This is a genomic window from Blautia hominis (genome assembly GCA_002270465.1).
In the GTDB taxonomy this organism is placed as follows: domain Bacteria; phylum Bacillota; class Clostridia; order Lachnospirales; family Lachnospiraceae; genus Blautia; species Blautia hominis.
Window position 1 is genome coordinate 16,236 of sequence record NQOF01000007.1, and the last position, 14,805, is coordinate 31,040.

Here is a 14,805-nt window from a genome sequence, read left to right on the forward strand (position 1 = left end):
TTCTCCACCTGGCTTACCCTCTGGCCTTGTTCCGGCCTTCCCGGTATGGTCTACCCATCTGTCTCAATACTTACAACCGGCAGATGGGAGGAAAAATCTGAGGCCTCGACAGATAGATTGGTATCCTTCACCTCTGTATTGTAAGACTTATGCTGCTGCACCCTGGCATTTTCCGGCTCCGCAAATTTTGCTATGCTCAGTACGCCGGCCAGTGACAGCAGCACTGCCCCCACGTATATCCATTTACTTTTCATGCTCTGTTACCCGCTGATCTCATCATTCTGCGTTACAATGTTCACATATTCAATAGATTCCAGTTCATACAGCATTTCCGCAATGCTCTTTTCTTTTTTATTAGAAATAAGATACGTCTTTCTGGGCATCTCGTATATCAGTTCAATGGATTCCCGGCTTGTATTCTTAACCCTCAGCATGGCTTTTGCTTCAAAATAGTCAAATACTATTGCTTCAATCCTGCGCTCCATATTTCTGGCCCCCCGTATGATGAGGAGAATCCTATTGTCATTCTTGACTCTGCCAAGCACAAGCAGGACCAAAAAGACAATTCCGCTTCCCACGCAGGCTACCACATAGTCCCCCACACCGCAGCAGATACCCACAATTATAGTCCAGAAAATATAAGTGGTATCCCGGGAATCCTTGATCGCTGTCCGGAATCTTACAATGGACAGCGCACCTACCATACCAAGCGATAATGCAATGTTATTTCCGATGACAGTCATCACTGTTGCGGTCAGGATTGTCAGGGTTATGAGAGATACATTAAACTTTTTGGAATACACCCCGCCAGCGTGGGTGAAATAATAAGACAGGTAAATGACAACTCCCAGAATAACGGCCACCAGTATATTTAAGATAATCTGTTCCGTATTCAGGGATCCTGTCTCCTCAAACATAGAGTAAATGTAATTTTTCATATGGTTCTTATCCTCTCTTTCTGCTCTCCCTGGAGTTTGTGTGTCTCATGAAGCGGCATCTGCCAGGGTACGGAATCGTTTTTTAAAATAAATAATGAAGGCTGGTGCTTCTGGAAAGACTGTATTTGCTCACCGAAAGAGGACTTTTCCCCTCCAAGCTTACCATCTTTTTTATATAGCTTAACATAAATCCGCTGTATTTTACTTCCATAACCACCAGATATCTATCCATCACAGGATTCTGATTTAAATCCGGGGCAAAAATCCGGAAATCACTTTCTGTGGCTTTTATATCAAAATCAAAAGTGATGCGGGTCTTGTTCTCGCTTGCTATATATGCTTTCCTCTGGTATTCCACAATGGATTTTGGGCGGTAACACATCATATTCATAAGCCCATAACACTCCTTTGCAAAGGAATCCTCATACCCCAGAAGGCATCCGTATCTTCCCTGTGACAACTCTATTGCATGCTCTCTTGTGACACGCAGAGACCTTTTTTTCTGATTCTCTCCCTGCTTTTGTTTCATCTCCAGCATTGCAAAATCGGACGAGGGGTCATAGGTTCTCAGACGTATCTTTCTGCGGATCTCAAGCCCATCCTCCTTTTCATAAAAATCTCTCTCCTGCATGGTATCAAAATACAGACTGCGCACCGCGTATCCGGTCACACCGTTATGGGGGTCCGGATGCAGCACTTTTTCAAATGTATTATCTAATGTTCTGAACTGGTCATAAGACAACAAATATTTTTTTTCCTGGCGTAATACCTCTCTCATAATCCATTATTCCCTTTCCCTCAGCAATTCCAGCACAGGTTTCAGGTAATGCCAGGAAAATCCCATATTCTCATTTGGGATTTCTTCCCTGAGATGTCTCCAGCTTTTTTTGACCGCCTCAAAACCATCCTGGTAATACGTGTTTTTCGGTTCCAGTTCATGGGTGCCCGGCTTCTGCATTTCTGTGATATGAATGATCCCCTTTTCATATTTTGCCGCCAGCTCCGCTTCTCCTGATATCTGTCCTGCCTCATCTGTTTTGTCATAATTCATAACAGCTACAGCATCACAGCCTGACTGGATCAGCTTTTCCAGTGACTCCTCCATGCCCACTGCGTCGTAAAAATTGGGAATACACAAAATCACCAGCAAATCTTGCTCTTTTGCAGCCCGGTATGCCTTTACAGCGTTCTGTACAAACTGTGACATGACTGTGACAGGGTCAGTCTCCCACCGCATCAGCAGATAGGGTTCCACATCCCATACGATTCCGCAGAATCCCCCATCCCCTCTTGCCTCTTTATTCCATTTTCCTACGATTTCAACAGTCCGAAGCATGGCTTCCCCGTTCTTCTGCACTGCCCACTTTGAATCTCCGGCCAGGCAGTAAACATCCTGCCCCGCTTTCCTGCGCCGTTTCAGATAATCCTTTATTACGTCAATATCCGTATCCTCCGGTATCTGCTGGTACACCGCCTCGCAGCCAAGTGTTTCCAAAGCCTGCCCTGCCTCCGCCTCCATATCCGGCAGCAGGTATTCCTCTTCCCATGAAAACATACTGGTTTTACATACCCTTTTTGCTGTATCCTCTTTGTTATTTCCACATCCGCCGGTACAGCAGACCTGCAGACAAAGCAGCAAAAAAAACGCAGCTCTGATCACCCCTGCCATGAAAACCTCCCCTTGATCATCAATAGAATGAACCATTTTATTATTTTTTACATAGATGATACAATAATTTTATTATAGCATATGGGTAAACTACTGCAAATTAATATATTTTTAAATTACCGGTACTTCCATGCACGGCCTGGAAATCACATGAAAAAAGCCTCTCCTAAGAGAAGCCTTTTCCATCTTATTTACTGTTTCTTCTTTACCGGATAACAAACCTCCGTCACATACTCCTCCGGATCCTGTGTATCCTTTGGTCCCACATGATAAATGTTAAATCCCATTCCATCGAACTCATACCCGTTGTCCGCACACCACTTAGCCACTGCTTCATTCACCTTAGTGATCTTTTCATACTGCCCTTTAAAAGCAGCTCCGGCATACTGGACCTGGGGTGCAGTTTTGAATTTCACATGTTCTGTGTCCTGATAGGTGCCGGTTACCGCCCGCTGCACCTCCACATCCACATTTCCCTCCATATGCTCCCCATCATAAAATACGGCCAGGTCATAAGCAGGGCTGTCATAGCGAATGTTCCTGCCCAATGTCTCCTCCATCATAATATGCCACAGCCTCCCCTCCTCCTCATAGGAAGGGATCACCTGCCGCACACTGGCTACATAACGTTTCGGCAGAATCTTCAGACTTACATCGTATCCCATAATATTACCATCCTTTCTCAGCCACTCCATGGTACTGTCAATCAGATGTTTTCTCTGCCTCAGTATCTGCTCCTGCTCTGCAATTTCATGTCTTTTGATCTCCAGAAAATGCTTCAGTTCCTCCGGGTCTGCATAATTCTCCATGATCTCCCGGATCACGGAGAGACCAAATCCCATGTTCTTCAGCACCTGGATACGCTCTCCGTCCAGAAGCTGGGATTCGTCATAATATCTGTAGCCAGTGAACACATCCACCTTTTCCGGCTTCAGCAGACCGATTTCATCGTAATGCCGCAGCATACGGATACTGATCCTTGACAGTTTTGAAAAATCTCCTATTTTTAACATGTTTTTTTACCTTTCACATATGTGAATGATTCGAGCTCATTTAGAGTATAGGGTGTAACATTATGGGAGAGTCAATACTTTTATTCAAAAAACCGTCTGTACTAAAATCATGTAAAACACCGTGCCCCCTGCTATAGATAACAGCATCTGCCGTTTCCAGAGATGAAGCACCACCACCAGCAGAATAGCCAGAAGTTCGGGTATGCCGTGACTGCCTGTAAAAACACTTACATTCTTCAGGCAGTAAATGACCAGCAGCCCAAAGACAGACGCCGGCAGCACCCTGCCAAGATACTGTATGTACTTGGGAGTCGGTTTTCCCGCGGGAAAAAGCAGAAAGGGCAGAAAGCGTGTGAGCATGGTGCCCAGAACCACCATAGCAATCGTTATGATCTGCTGCGTAAGAGTCATTGGCAGACTTCCCCCCTTTCTTTTTCAATAGGTTTCCGAAGCAGGGTCAGCACTCCTATGATTGCTGCCATGGCAGGGATCATGAAATTCTCCGCCCCAAAGGCCAGCAGGCACAGAAGAGACAAACCCAGTCCCAGCAGGGAACTCACATGGTTCTTTTCTTTGAGCCATTGCTCCATAAAGATAACCACAAACATGGCAGTCATCACAAAGTCAAGCCCTTCTGTATTGAACTTCAGAAGAGAACCAAAGATCCCACCCAATGTGGAACCGGAAAACCAATAAAAATAATTCAGCAGCGTCACGAAAAACATAAACCAGCCTCTGTCTACGTCCTCCGGTATCTTTGCTGTATAGTTGATGGTAAAGCTCTCATCACACATCCCAAAAATCAGGAACCCCTTTTTCCAGCCTGTATTTCTGTATTTATCCAGCATGGAAATGCCGTAAAATAAATGCCGGGCATTTATCATCAGGGTCATGACAAAAGCCTGCAGGGGATTGAACGCGCCCAGCAGCATATTGACCACCACAAATTCTATAGAGCCTGCAAAAATGGTCAGGCTCATGATCATGGGATACCAAAAACTAAATCCGGACACATTCATGTAAATGCCATAGGTCAGCCCCAAAAACCAAAACCCTGCAAAAATAGGTATGGTATAAGGGAAGGCCGCACAGAATGCCCTGAAGATCCTCTTTTTCTTTCCTTCCATTTTCTTTCCTGCCTTCTTATCTTTTGTCATTCGGCACACAGACTGGCTGTCCGGGAGGACATTTCTCCTCATTGCGGACGATCTCCTCCTCACCGCTCAGCGGATAACTGCTGCCATTTTCCTTTCTATTCTATCAAAGTCACAGATAAAAGGAAATGGAAAATGAAAAATTTATGGTGTTTTCTGACTCTTCCCGGCCGGCTTTTTTCTTAATTTCAATTCTATCCCATGTGCCCCGGCTGCTGCCTGAAACAGCTTAGAGACAAAAGCTGCCCGCTCTTTTGGTGGCAGGTCCATGATCCCCTCTTTCTCCGCAATCACCTTCATCACGGACCTGATATCCTCTAAATCCAGCAAATTTACTGCCAAGCAGTAAAAATTCTTTTTTCTCCCATCATTAAAATGCTCCAGTAGATATCTTAAAATTTCCGCTTTCTCTGCCTGTTCTTCCCCATAAGCCCTGCTGCCCGCCTCTTTAGCCTTCTGCATGTCTTTTACTCTGCTGCGGTGTGTGATGAAACTGTCGTATTGGTCTATCCCTTCATATCTGCCGCAGGGGTAATCCCCGCACTGCCAGCAGTATTCCACTTTATCGTGCTCCAGACTGCACCTGGCAATGGCACAGGACTGGTTTCCCTCACCGCCACCGCATCCGGGACAATACCCTCCAATCTGCATGGGACACAGCCCGCAGTTCAGCCCGCACAGCGAAAACCGTTTATCTTCCCTGGTAAATCCCTTCATCTCATCCTCCTCATACTGCCCTGATCTCCGTTTTCTTTCCTATTCCCGCCTGTATACCAAATCCGTCATACCGTTATAGCATTTGGCTGAAATAAGTCTCAGTTTTATCTTGGGATTTTCTCCGTCAAACAGCCTTATGCCTTTTCCCAGAATGACAGGTATGACGGTGATCCGGTAATCGTCGATCAAATCTCTTTGGACCATCTGGTTTACGATATCCGCCCCTCCGCAAATCCAGATATCCTTCCCCTCCTGCCCTTTCAGACGTTCCAAAATAACCTCAGGGGGTTCCTCCGTGAAAGTGATCTCCTTTTTATCCGAGATATCTTTATGGGTAAATACATAGGTCTGCATACCTTCATAGGCCCATCTGTCCGGTGAAAGCTCTGTCACGATCTGATGATAGGTTGTATATCCCATCAGCACAGTATCTACTGTCCTGATAAACGCAGGATAACTTCCCTCCTCCAGGCCATCCGGATATTCCCCGGTCAGCCAGCTCACATCCCCATCGGGTGCTGCAATAAAACCATCCAGACTTTCCGCAATATATAATACTGTTTTTCTCAAAGCTCTCTCCTTTCTGCTGCTAAAATCCTTTTTTCTTCAAACCCGCGATTTTTACTGCTGTCCAAATCATACCAGATAAGAGCAGAATAATAAACGCCGTACTATATTTATTTACAGAAAAATAGGTTTCATCCGCAAATATTGCCATCACATCTGATACAGGGGGAAGTACCCATAAAATCACAGCCAGCACAGGTACTTCTTTTAAAAGAGCCGTCTTTGTCACAGCCGTGACTGCCAGCAGAAAGGTGAAGATAATGGCGGTCTTTCTGTCCTTGTTCAGCCTGGGATGTGAGATCTCTCCCAGGGATACACCTGAGAATCCACTCAAGCACATAAGCGTAAAACCGCCGGCCAGGTCTGCAGCACCAAAAGGCCGTTCAAAAAGCTGTCCCTGATTCCACAGATCCATAAGGACCGGAAAGATAACCGCAACGGCACTTACCATCATTCCAAGTAAAAACAGGAACACTGCGTGACTGACATAATATTTTTCAGCACTCTGCACTCTCAGTATCAAGATCTGTTCCGATACCATATCCTCCATATCGCAGGCAGTGACCCCAACCCACACCATGACTAAAAACAAAAATACACAAGATACTGTCAGGCTGTCCATCACTCCCACCGGCTTTGAAGAATAAATACTGTACAATAAGATCATGAGCACGGCAAAAGGCATGACAAACTTGCTGGTGCTGAAATACTGCTGCATCTGATATTTTATCAATCCGTTAAATTCCCGCATCACGCATCCCCCTCAGTTTCCATCCGCACCGGATCATCTCCATTATCATCTGACTGCTCTCATCTTCGGGAATCCTGGCCCTGCAGCCTTCCCCTGTCTGCCGGATATAGTGACTGTATTTCTCCGGCATAGTGGCATTTTTCTGCTTTTCAAACCACAAAATGCACTCTCTTCCGGAGAATGCTGCAGTTATGTCAACCTTTTCCACCTTACCCTCTCCCACTGACAATACCGTGTCCGAAATACTTTCCATCAGATATTGTTCGTGACAGGACATGAGAAGTGTGACATTTTCTGCTCTGAGGGCATTCATTTTCTCAATAAAGATCATCTGGGAATCCATATCCTGGCCGGACAGAGGCTCGTCCAGCAGCAGCACCTGCGGCTTACGCAACAGGGCCTGTATGACACCTATCTTCTGCAAAGTCCCCTTGGACAAGTCCTTCATAGAGGTATTGACCATCTCGGTCAGGAAAAAATCCTCAAACAGGTTTTCGCATCTGTCTTCCAGAACTTTCCGCGGTATCCCGTCTATCTCCCCCATCCTTTTTAAATACTGCCAAGCTGTGAGGCTCATTTTAGGAAAACGTTCCGGTACATAATGAAACAGCAGCCTGTCCCTGTAAACCACTCTTCCGCCGGAAGGCTTGACCAGCCCGGCAATAATCTTTAGCATGGTGCTTTTTCCGCTTCCGTTATGACCGGTAAACGCAATAGACTGCCCCTCATATATGGATAGATCAATTTGGTTTATGATCCGTTTATGACCATATTCTTTTGAAATCTTTTCTAACTGAATGATCTCTTTCATCTGCTCCCCTTAATGGGTGACCATCACTTTTCCGGTGATGTCACGTTCCCTGATCATATGCTCATTATTTTCTGATGCTTTGAGATTATCCTCCAAAACAAAATATTCATCACTGCCAAGTTCTGTCTGCGCCAGACTGCAGTCCTTTGGATAATCCTTGTACTCCCCGTATCGTCTGCCGTCAATGTACACGTCTCCCTGTCTCATCTCCACACATTCCCCGGGCAGGCCTATCACTCTGGTAATATGGTAAATGCCGTCTTTCTCATATACAAGAATATCCCTGCGGCTGGGGACATCTGTTTTGTATGCCCATTTATTTATTATGTAATACTCCCCGTCCCTGACGGTTGGCACCATACAATCACCTGAGACAATGGCCGGCTGAAACATGCTGGCTGTTATAATGAAGATCAAAACACATAATAATACAACAAGCCCCACCACTCCTGCCCGCCTGCGGCGGATACGCTTTGCCACTTTTTGATACCGCATTCTTTCCTCTGACTCATTGGCCGTGTTGATGTCCTCCCCCTTTATCTTTTCATAGAGCGCTCTGCACTCCCCGCACGCTCTCAAATGCCTGCTGATCAGTTCTTCCGTCTCCTGACTCAGCGCACCATCCCCATAGAGGGGCAGCAGATCCTTTACTGCCGGACAGAAACTATTATCCTTCATCCCCATATCCCTCCATTCTATCACGAATCATGTTCTTCCCCCGGTGATAGATCACCTTTGCGGAATTTTCTTTTATCCCCATCACCTCTGCGATCTCATGAAAAGACATATCGAAAAACAGACGGTAGATCAGCACATCCCTGTACTTTTCTTTCAGTCCCATGATCTCCTGCACAGCATGGGAAAATATCTCCTTCTGCTCTGCCCTTTCCTCCATGGAAGTAAATTCCCTGTCTTTCAAAAAAGCAGGCTCTATTTGCTCAAAGTCCGCTGTGGCAGGATTTTTCTTATAATATCTGCGGCAGACATTTTTTGCAATGGCGCAGATCCAGGTGAGAATGCTGGAATCTCCTCTGTATTTCGGAAGGGAGAGGTATACCTGATAAAAGGTTTCCTGGGTCAGTTCATCTGCAAGGTCCGCATTGGAGTTGGTAAGTTTCAGCATAAAATTGTAGACGTATTGATTGTATTTTTCATACAGTTCCTGAAATTCCTGCATTTTCTCACTCCCCTCTATAGATTAGTAACTGATTTTTCCGAATGGTTACATCTTACCCGCAGAATTTATATGATATTCCGTAACTGTTCAGTACCCTCACAGTTACAGGCAAAAATCCATGCAGAATCGCCTTCAACTACAACAAGCAGGTTCTGCCATTTTGTATGAACTGCCAGACCTGCTTGTTATAATGATTTTACGGCTGTTGTTATCTGTACCCTTTATTGTGAGTCTGAATCATATTTGTTTCTGTGATGAAGGCAAACCATGATAGCGACTGCCGTGGCTGCTGCTAATATAATAAACGGCAGTGTAACTCCCGGAAAGATATTCCATAGAAAATCGTTTTCAAAGGAAATACCTCTCAGAAGCACAATAACCGCAATGGCCGCCAGATAAATACCCACACAACTCAGGACACAGAACTGTTTTTCTTTTCTCTTCCTGCTCTCTCTTGCAAGTTCCTGCTGCTGTTTTTCCAGCATTTCTGTTTTAATAGAAAGTTCATCCAGTTCTGAGGGCTTCAGCAGATAATCGGTAGTCACTTCAAAAATCCCACTCAGCGCCACAAGCTTTTCTAATTCCGGTACAGACTGTCCTGATTCCCATTTTGAGACTGACTGTCTGGAGACATTGAGCTTTTCCGCCAGCTCCTCCTGTGTGAAACCCTTAGCTTTTCTAAGCTGTAATATTTTTTCTGATACATTCATTTATATTTCCTCCTTTTGTTTCCCCAACTATAACAAACATGGTGGTTGCACACCAGCAAGTCTGCCGTATAATTGGGCAACCGGCAGGTGCATACAGGGGAAATGCCTCTATTTCAGCTTTGGAAGTATCTCACTGAGTGTTTTGGCCGCCCCGTTCAACTGCCGCAGTTCTTCCTCTGTGAGCTGTTCCTCCAGCATCTGAATAAAGACTTTGTTTTTCAGATAATACTCATCCAGATAGGCCGATGCCTTGGGGGTGAGCTGAATCCAGACCGTCCTTCTGTCTTTTTCATTGCTCACACGCTCCACAAACTCATATTCACTCAGCTTATCAATCAATTTTGTAACTTGCTGCTTGGGCACTTTCAGTTCCCGGGCAATCCTTGTCATGGTCACAGTGCCGCACTGCTTCACCGTCTCCAGACAATAATATGTCTCCAGGCTCATCTCCCGGTTTAGTGTATCCTTAAACGGTTTTACCAGCTTAGAATGCCAGTTTGGCATAACCAAAAGTAAATTTTGTACAAACTCTTCCGAAACTTTTACATCCTTCATCTTTTTTCTCCCCGTTGACAAATATATTGAAAGGTGTTATGCTGATAAATTGGTAAACAAAATATGACTATCATATTTATTTAACAATAACAGACTCATTATAAAACATATGGGTTTTAATCCAAAAGAAACAGAAAAGGAGATGCCGTTCTACATGCAAAAAAATAAATGGAGCATACCGGATGTGATAAAGGATAACTTCCGATTCAGTACACTGAGTTTTATTTTTATCATTTTCTATGTGAATGTATTTCAGATCCTCTTCGGCGCCGAAAATTCCATCGTGGGTGTTATCTTTACCATTATGATGTCTGCCTCCATGGTACGCGATCTGACTGCCACACCTTTTCGGCATCTTTGCATTCAGGCCATGGTTCTGATCTGGATGGCACTTGCTGCATTCTGGGTCAGCACACTTCCCGCCCCTCTGTCCTTTGTCATTAATTTTATCACATTATCGGTGATTTTGTATGCATTTACATATGAATATTCCAGTCACATATATTTTCCATATATCTTGTCATATTTATTTCTTGTATTTATTTCACCTGTAAACGCACAGCAGCTCCCCAAAAGAATGCTGGGTATGGCGGCAGGTGCCGTATCCATTATGCTTTATCAATGGATAATGGGAAGAAAAAGAGTGGTGGAAACTGCCAGAGATGTACTGACTGAAATGATTGATGATATATGTCTTCTTATCTCCCATCGGATGGATGAGACAGCGGAGGAGCCGAATCCCCCGGACATACACCGGAAACTCTGCCGGCTTGGCAGAACGGTATATGAGCGCAGAAAAAAAGTACTGTGTATTTCAGATGCAAGTTTCTCCATGGTGGCCGCAGGACGTGGACTGGAACATCTGCTGCTGCTGGTCCATGAACTACCTGATAAACTTTCTGAACAGGAAACTGCCCTTCTTGCAAAAACTTCTGACTATCTGGCCTCTTTCCGCTCTTTCCTCCATATGGAAATCGCGGAACTTCCGCCTATTGCTTTACCTGACTTTTCCGCTGTTCAAAGCGAAAAAACAGCCCGTCTGTTTTATAATACACTGTTGTATACCCAGGACAGACTTCTGCACATGACTGACCCCCAGAACAAGACCCATTACAGGAAAACAGCCATCTCCTTAAAGGTGCGTATTCAGGCAGCGCTTGATCTAAGCCCTGTGAGAGCCATCTATGCGTTTCGTACCGCACTGCTCTTATCCTGCGCCACCCTGCTTGTGCAGTTTCTCGGTCTTCCCCATGGGAGATGGCTGCTCTTCACCCTGGCATCCGTCTCTCTGCCCTATGCGGACGATGTGCCTTCAAAAATGAAAAAACGTATCGCCGCAACCATAGCCGGCGGGATCTTATCTGTTGTGATCTACTCTCTGATCCCGTCTCCGGCGGGACGGACGGCTGCCATGATGCTTTCCGGATACCTTTCCTTTTACTTTACGGATTACAGGGAGACTTTTACTTGTTCCACCATAGGTGCGCTGGGAGGAGCTGTCTTTATGAACCGTTTCGGTTTCCAGGCTGTGGGCAGTATGTTCCTGATCAGACTTGGCTATATTTTTGTGGGGGCTGCAGCCGCTTATCTGGCAAACTGCGTGATTTTCCCTTACAACCGTGCCAAAGCCACAAGACAGCTCTGGAAAAAATATAGATCCGTCACAGAGCTCCTTGACAGGATCTGCCTCTCCGATTCCATGGACACCCAGCTTTATTATCATCTGGTCATACAGGCTTATCTGCTGGAGGAAAAACTTTCTCAAAACGCGGATTTGGATGCCTGGGAAGAGTTCCCCGCACTTCTGACCACATATCAGGAAAAAATACGGAAAGCCCACCGAAAACTCATAGCGGGACGGGCAAATGCCCCTGTGTTTGAAGGCGGACATCTAAAATAGTCCGCCTTTACACATAATCTTCAATCCAGCCAGTGGTCCCCTGCTTTTTCCAGCATCTTTTCTGCGGCATAGGGACCATAGCTCCCCGGTTCATACGCATAGACCGGAAGCTTCCTGTCATGATATCTCTTGCGGATCTCGTCTACATATTTCCAACTGGCCTCAATCTGGTCCCACTGGGAGAACCAGAACCGTTCTCCTCTGACGCAGGCTCCCAAAAGCCGCTCATATGCCTCCGGTGTGTTCATCTGGTTAATAAAAGAACAGCTCTGGCAGAAGTCCATTTTTGCCTGGGCAATCTCATCTTCCTCACCCGGTCTTTTAATATTAAACTGCAGATAGACCCCTTCTGTGGGCTGTATCTTAATATTCAATATATTGGACTGCACATGAGGGGCTGCAGGTTTAAATACCACAAGTACCTGCATTTCACGGTGACCCAGCTTTTTCCCTGTCCGGATATAAAAAGGCATACCTTTCCACCTGTCATTGTCAAGGAAAACCTTCATGGCTGCATAACTTTCCGTCAGGGAATCCTCCGCCACTGCTTTTTCTTCCCTGTAGCCTCTATACTGTCCCAGGACGAGGCTGTCCTCAATATCCTCAGGCGTATGCAGGGAAGACAGGACACGAATCTGTTCCCTGTGCATCTCTTCACCAGCAAGCATCAGATCCCCCGGCTGTTCCATCGCCACTATGGAAAGGATCTGAAACAGATGGTTCTGCACCATATCTTTCATGGCCCCGCTGTGGTCATAATATCCGCCTCTTGTCTCCACCCCAACCTCCTCCAGGGCTGATATCTGTATACACTCAATGTGTTCCGCATCCCAGACCCCCGAAAAAATAGGATTGGCAAACCGTATGGTCTGTATATTCCGCACCATTTCCTTCCCCAGGTAGTGGTCGATCCGGTAAATGTTATCCGGTTGGAAAAAGCTTTCCATCTTCTCATTCAGCTCTTTTGCCGCTGTCAGATTTTCACCAAAAGGCTTCTCCAGAACCACTTTTCCATGGCAGGCATGTTCCACATGGGCCAGTCCTGTCACAATGGAAGAAAAAAATCTGGGGGCAACCGCAAAATAGAATATATGGCTTTCTGCCTCCATCTCTTCGTAAAACTCGTTGAGCTGTGTATAGGCTTTTTCATCCGTAAAATCCATCTTATAGTAGAAAATGCCTGCTGCCATCCTGTCATAATCTTTTTCCGTGTACGGCAGCCGGGCAAATTTTTCCACCCAGTCCCTGGCGATGACCCGGTACTGCTCACTGGTATAATCTCTTCTGCCGATGATGATCACCTGTCCCACAGATTCCCTTTTGCTCGTCACGGACATATTGTAGAGCGCCGGAAGCAGTTTCCGGAAAGTCAGGTCACCGGTGCCTCCGAATATGGTAAATGTGAGTTTTTTATTCATATCCCTGCCCCCATTCATGATGGAAGGTGCCGTGCCTGTCAACCCGCTCATAGGTGTGGGCACCAAAACAATCCCTCTGTGCCTGAATCAGATTGGCCCCCACGGGCATTCCTCTGAAGGCATCCAGATAGGCTGCGGCCTGGCTCATGGCTGGCATGGGAATCCCTGACAAAATGCCGCAGGATAAGATGCTGCGCAGGCTCTCCTGGTTTTTATTGATCTTGTCCAGGAAAAATCCGTCCAGGATCAGGTTGGTCAGTTTGGGATTCTTCTCAAATGCTCTGGTGATGTCGTTGAGAAACTCTGCCTGAATAATACAGCCGGCCCGGAATATGGCTGCGATCCTGCCAAAGTCAAGATCCCATCCATATTCAGTGGAGGCATGGGACAACAGGTCAAATCCCTGGGCGTAAGCTACGATCTTCGCCGCGTAAAGACCTTCCCTCACAAGGTCTGCAAAGGTCTCTTTCTGCACAGGTGTTTTCCGTGTCCCCTCCATGGTTTTTGGTCCCTTTATGACTTTTTTCGCTGCTGTGCGCTCCTCCAGGCGGTTTGACATGATCCTGGCATTGCAGGCAGCCGTTATCATGGAAACATTTACCCCCTGTTTCAGGGATTCCAGACTTGTCCACCTTCCGGTGCCTTTCTGCCCTGCACTGTCCACAATATGGTCCACCAGCCTGCCCTCCTCAAAATCATCCGCCTCACTGAAGATCCCGGCCGTTATGCCGATGAGAAAGCTTTTCAGTTCACCCTGATTCCATTTGGAAAACTCATCAGCCAGTTCCTCATTGGTAAATCCACCCGCGTATTTTAACAGCAGGTAAGACTCTGCGATGAGCTGCATGTCCGCGTACTCAATCCCGTTGTGCACCATTTTCACATAATGTCCCGCCCCGTCAGGTCCCATGTATGCACAGCACGGCTCTCCCTGTGCCTTTGCTGCGATCGCCTCCAGTATAGGTGCCACAGCCTTATAGGCCTGTTCATTTCCACCCGGCATAATGGACGGGCCGAACCGCGCTCCTTTTTCTCCGCCGGAAACTCCCACGCCAAAGTAATGAATCCCTTTTTGTGCAAGCGCCTCTGTGCGCCTTCTGGTATCTTCAAAGAAAGAATTTCCCCCGTCAATAAGAATATCCCCCTCATCCAGAAGCGGTTCCAGTTGGGCGATCACTGCATCTACCGGATTTCCGGCTTTCACCATCATCATGAATTTTCTGGGGTGTTCCTGGGATTCCACCAATTCCTCCAAGGTATAAAATGGTATGAGATTTTTATGGGGATGCTCTCTCATGACCGTGTCTGTCACCTCTTTGCTCCTGTTGTACCCTCCTACTTTAAACCCATGGTCCGCCATATTTAATGCCAGACTTCTGCCCATCACTGCCAGGCCTATGATTCCTATATCTGTTTTCTGCATGA

At 46.2% G+C, this 14,805-nt stretch carries 18 protein-coding genes; 1 reads left to right on the plus strand and 17 read right to left on the minus strand.

Translation table 11 applies throughout. The features are described 5' to 3' along the window. Nucleotides 1–50: 50 nt before the first annotated feature. The 15 genes from CI595_RS20010 to CI595_RS20080 form a co-directional block, all read right to left on the minus strand. A complete protein-coding gene (locus tag CI595_RS20010) occupies nucleotides 51–254 on the minus strand; it encodes a hypothetical protein (protein WP_095175401.1) in 204 nt (67 codons plus the stop codon). A gap of 6 nt (nucleotides 255–260) precedes the next feature. Then, complete coding sequence (locus CI595_RS20015) at nucleotides 261–938, minus strand: DUF4956 domain-containing protein (RefSeq protein WP_095175402.1); 678 nt, start codon at nucleotides 936–938, stop codon at nucleotides 261–263. Between the two features lie 82 nt (nucleotides 939–1,020). Beyond that, nucleotides 1,021–1,716 (minus strand): polyphosphate polymerase domain-containing protein, encoded by a 696-nt coding sequence (locus CI595_RS20020; protein WP_095175403.1) that lies wholly within the window; start codon nucleotides 1,714–1,716, stop codon nucleotides 1,021–1,023. 6 nt (nucleotides 1,717–1,722) lie between these two features. Then, nucleotides 1,723–2,607, minus strand: coding sequence for a hypothetical protein (locus CI595_RS20025; RefSeq protein ID WP_095175404.1), 885 nt, complete (start codon nucleotides 2,605–2,607; stop codon nucleotides 1,723–1,725). A gap of 191 nt (nucleotides 2,608–2,798) precedes the next feature. Beyond that, complete coding sequence (locus CI595_RS20030) at nucleotides 2,799–3,620, minus strand: MerR family transcriptional regulator (RefSeq protein WP_095175405.1); 822 nt, start codon at nucleotides 3,618–3,620, stop codon at nucleotides 2,799–2,801. 84 nt (nucleotides 3,621–3,704) lie between these two features. Continuing rightward, on the minus strand, nucleotides 3,705–4,031 hold the full coding sequence (locus CI595_RS20035; protein ID WP_278277954.1) for a branched-chain amino acid transporter permease: 327 nt from the start codon (nucleotides 4,029–4,031) through the stop codon (nucleotides 3,705–3,707). Further along, nucleotides 4,028–4,747: an azaleucine resistance protein AzlC gene (gene azlC / locus CI595_RS20040; RefSeq protein WP_095175670.1), complete on the minus strand. Its 720-nt coding sequence runs from the start codon at nucleotides 4,745–4,747 to the stop codon at nucleotides 4,028–4,030. The genes CI595_RS20035 and azlC overlap by 4 nt, the downstream gene beginning before the upstream one ends. 171 nt (nucleotides 4,748–4,918) lie before the next feature. Continuing rightward, a complete protein-coding gene (locus CI595_RS20045; RefSeq protein WP_095175407.1) occupies nucleotides 4,919–5,491 on the minus strand; it encodes a DUF3795 domain-containing protein in 573 nt (190 codons plus the stop codon). A 39-nt stretch (nucleotides 5,492–5,530) separates the two neighbouring features. Next, on the minus strand, nucleotides 5,531–6,061 hold the full coding sequence (locus CI595_RS20050; RefSeq protein ID WP_095175408.1) for a dihydrofolate reductase family protein: 531 nt from the start codon (nucleotides 6,059–6,061) through the stop codon (nucleotides 5,531–5,533). Between the two features lie 19 nt (nucleotides 6,062–6,080). Continuing rightward, nucleotides 6,081–6,809 carry a hypothetical protein gene (locus tag CI595_RS20055; RefSeq protein WP_095175409.1) on the minus strand — a complete coding sequence of 243 codons (729 nt, stop codon included), beginning with the start codon at nucleotides 6,807–6,809 and terminating at the stop codon, nucleotides 6,081–6,083. After that, a complete protein-coding gene (locus CI595_RS20060; RefSeq protein WP_095175410.1) occupies nucleotides 6,796–7,620 on the minus strand; it encodes an ATP-binding cassette domain-containing protein in 825 nt (274 codons plus the stop codon). Before CI595_RS20060 ends, CI595_RS20055 begins: the two co-directional genes overlap by 14 nt. A 9-nt stretch (nucleotides 7,621–7,629) precedes the next feature. Further along, a complete protein-coding gene (lepB, locus tag CI595_RS20065; protein WP_162291930.1) occupies nucleotides 7,630–8,298 on the minus strand; it encodes a signal peptidase I in 669 nt (222 codons plus the stop codon). After that, nucleotides 8,288–8,797: an RNA polymerase sigma factor gene (locus CI595_RS20070; RefSeq protein ID WP_095175412.1), complete on the minus strand. Its 510-nt coding sequence runs from the start codon at nucleotides 8,795–8,797 to the stop codon at nucleotides 8,288–8,290. Before CI595_RS20070 ends, lepB begins: the two co-directional genes overlap by 11 nt. A 221-nt stretch (nucleotides 8,798–9,018) precedes the next feature. Next, a complete protein-coding gene (locus CI595_RS20075) occupies nucleotides 9,019–9,507 on the minus strand; it encodes a helix-turn-helix domain-containing protein (RefSeq protein ID WP_095175413.1) in 489 nt (162 codons plus the stop codon). Nucleotides 9,508–9,615: 108 nt separating this feature from the next. Continuing rightward, nucleotides 9,616–10,062, minus strand: coding sequence for a MarR family winged helix-turn-helix transcriptional regulator (locus CI595_RS20080; RefSeq protein WP_095175414.1), 447 nt, complete (start codon nucleotides 10,060–10,062; stop codon nucleotides 9,616–9,618). Nucleotides 10,063–10,216: 154 nt separating this feature from the next. Here CI595_RS20080 and CI595_RS20085 point away from each other — a divergent pair, with 154 nt between their 5' ends. Further along, on the plus strand, nucleotides 10,217–11,962 hold the full coding sequence (locus tag CI595_RS20085; RefSeq protein WP_095175415.1) for an FUSC family protein: 1,746 nt from the start codon (nucleotides 10,217–10,219) through the stop codon (nucleotides 11,960–11,962). A gap of 20 nt (nucleotides 11,963–11,982) precedes the next feature. On the opposite strand, the gene zwf is transcribed toward CI595_RS20085, so the two are convergent. Continuing rightward, nucleotides 11,983–13,380: a glucose-6-phosphate dehydrogenase gene (gene zwf / locus CI595_RS20090; RefSeq protein ID WP_095175416.1), complete on the minus strand. Its 1,398-nt coding sequence runs from the start codon at nucleotides 13,378–13,380 to the stop codon at nucleotides 11,983–11,985. Next, nucleotides 13,373–14,803: an NADP-dependent phosphogluconate dehydrogenase gene (gene gndA, locus CI595_RS20095; RefSeq protein ID WP_095175417.1), complete on the minus strand. Its 1,431-nt coding sequence runs from the start codon at nucleotides 14,801–14,803 to the stop codon at nucleotides 13,373–13,375. The genes zwf and gndA overlap by 8 nt, the downstream gene beginning before the upstream one ends. Between the last annotated feature and the right edge of the window lie 2 nt (nucleotides 14,804–14,805).

Excerpts from the sequence above, each read along its gene's own strand:
- CI595_RS20010 (WP_095175401.1), bottom strand. The coding sequence starts at position 254 with ATGAAAAGTAAATGGATATACGTGGGGGCAGTGCTGCTGTCACTGGCC.
- CI595_RS20015 (WP_095175402.1), bottom strand. The coding sequence starts at position 938 with ATGAAAAATTACATTTACTCTATGTTTGAGGAGACAGGATCCCTGAAT.
- CI595_RS20020 (WP_095175403.1), bottom strand. The coding sequence starts at position 1,716 with ATGAGAGAGGTATTACGCCAGGAAAAAAAATATTTGTTGTCTTATGAC.
- CI595_RS20025 (WP_095175404.1), bottom strand. The coding sequence starts at position 2,607 with ATGGCAGGGGTGATCAGAGCTGCGTTTTTTTTGCTGCTTTGTCTGCAG.
- CI595_RS20030 (WP_095175405.1), bottom strand. The coding sequence starts at position 3,620 with ATGTTAAAAATAGGAGATTTTTCAAAACTGTCAAGGATCAGTATCCGT.
- CI595_RS20035 (WP_278277954.1), bottom strand. The coding sequence starts at position 4,031 with ATGACTCTTACGCAGCAGATCATAACGATTGCTATGGTGGTTCTGGGC.
- azlC (WP_095175670.1), bottom strand. The coding sequence starts at position 4,747 with ATGGAAGGAAAGAAAAAGAGGATCTTCAGGGCATTCTGTGCGGCCTTC.
- CI595_RS20045 (WP_095175407.1), bottom strand. The coding sequence starts at position 5,491 with ATGAAGGGATTTACCAGGGAAGATAAACGGTTTTCGCTGTGCGGGCTG.
- CI595_RS20055 (WP_095175409.1), bottom strand. The coding sequence starts at position 6,809 with ATGCGGGAATTTAACGGATTGATAAAATATCAGATGCAGCAGTATTTC.
- CI595_RS20060 (WP_095175410.1), bottom strand. The coding sequence starts at position 7,620 with ATGAAAGAGATCATTCAGTTAGAAAAGATTTCAAAAGAATATGGTCAT.
- lepB (WP_162291930.1), bottom strand. The coding sequence starts at position 8,298 with ATGAAGGATAATAGTTTCTGTCCGGCAGTAAAGGATCTGCTGCCCCTC.
- CI595_RS20070 (WP_095175412.1), bottom strand. The coding sequence starts at position 8,797 with ATGCAGGAATTTCAGGAACTGTATGAAAAATACAATCAATACGTCTAC.
- CI595_RS20075 (WP_095175413.1), bottom strand. The coding sequence starts at position 9,507 with ATGAATGTATCAGAAAAAATATTACAGCTTAGAAAAGCTAAGGGTTTC.
- CI595_RS20080 (WP_095175414.1), bottom strand. The coding sequence starts at position 10,062 with ATGAAGGATGTAAAAGTTTCGGAAGAGTTTGTACAAAATTTACTTTTG.
- CI595_RS20085 (WP_095175415.1), top strand. The coding sequence starts at position 10,217 with ATGCAAAAAAATAAATGGAGCATACCGGATGTGATAAAGGATAACTTC.
- zwf (WP_095175416.1), bottom strand. The coding sequence starts at position 13,380 with ATGAATAAAAAACTCACATTTACCATATTCGGAGGCACCGGTGACCTG.
- gndA (WP_095175417.1), bottom strand. The coding sequence starts at position 14,803 with ATGCAGAAAACAGATATAGGAATCATAGGCCTGGCAGTGATGGGCAGA.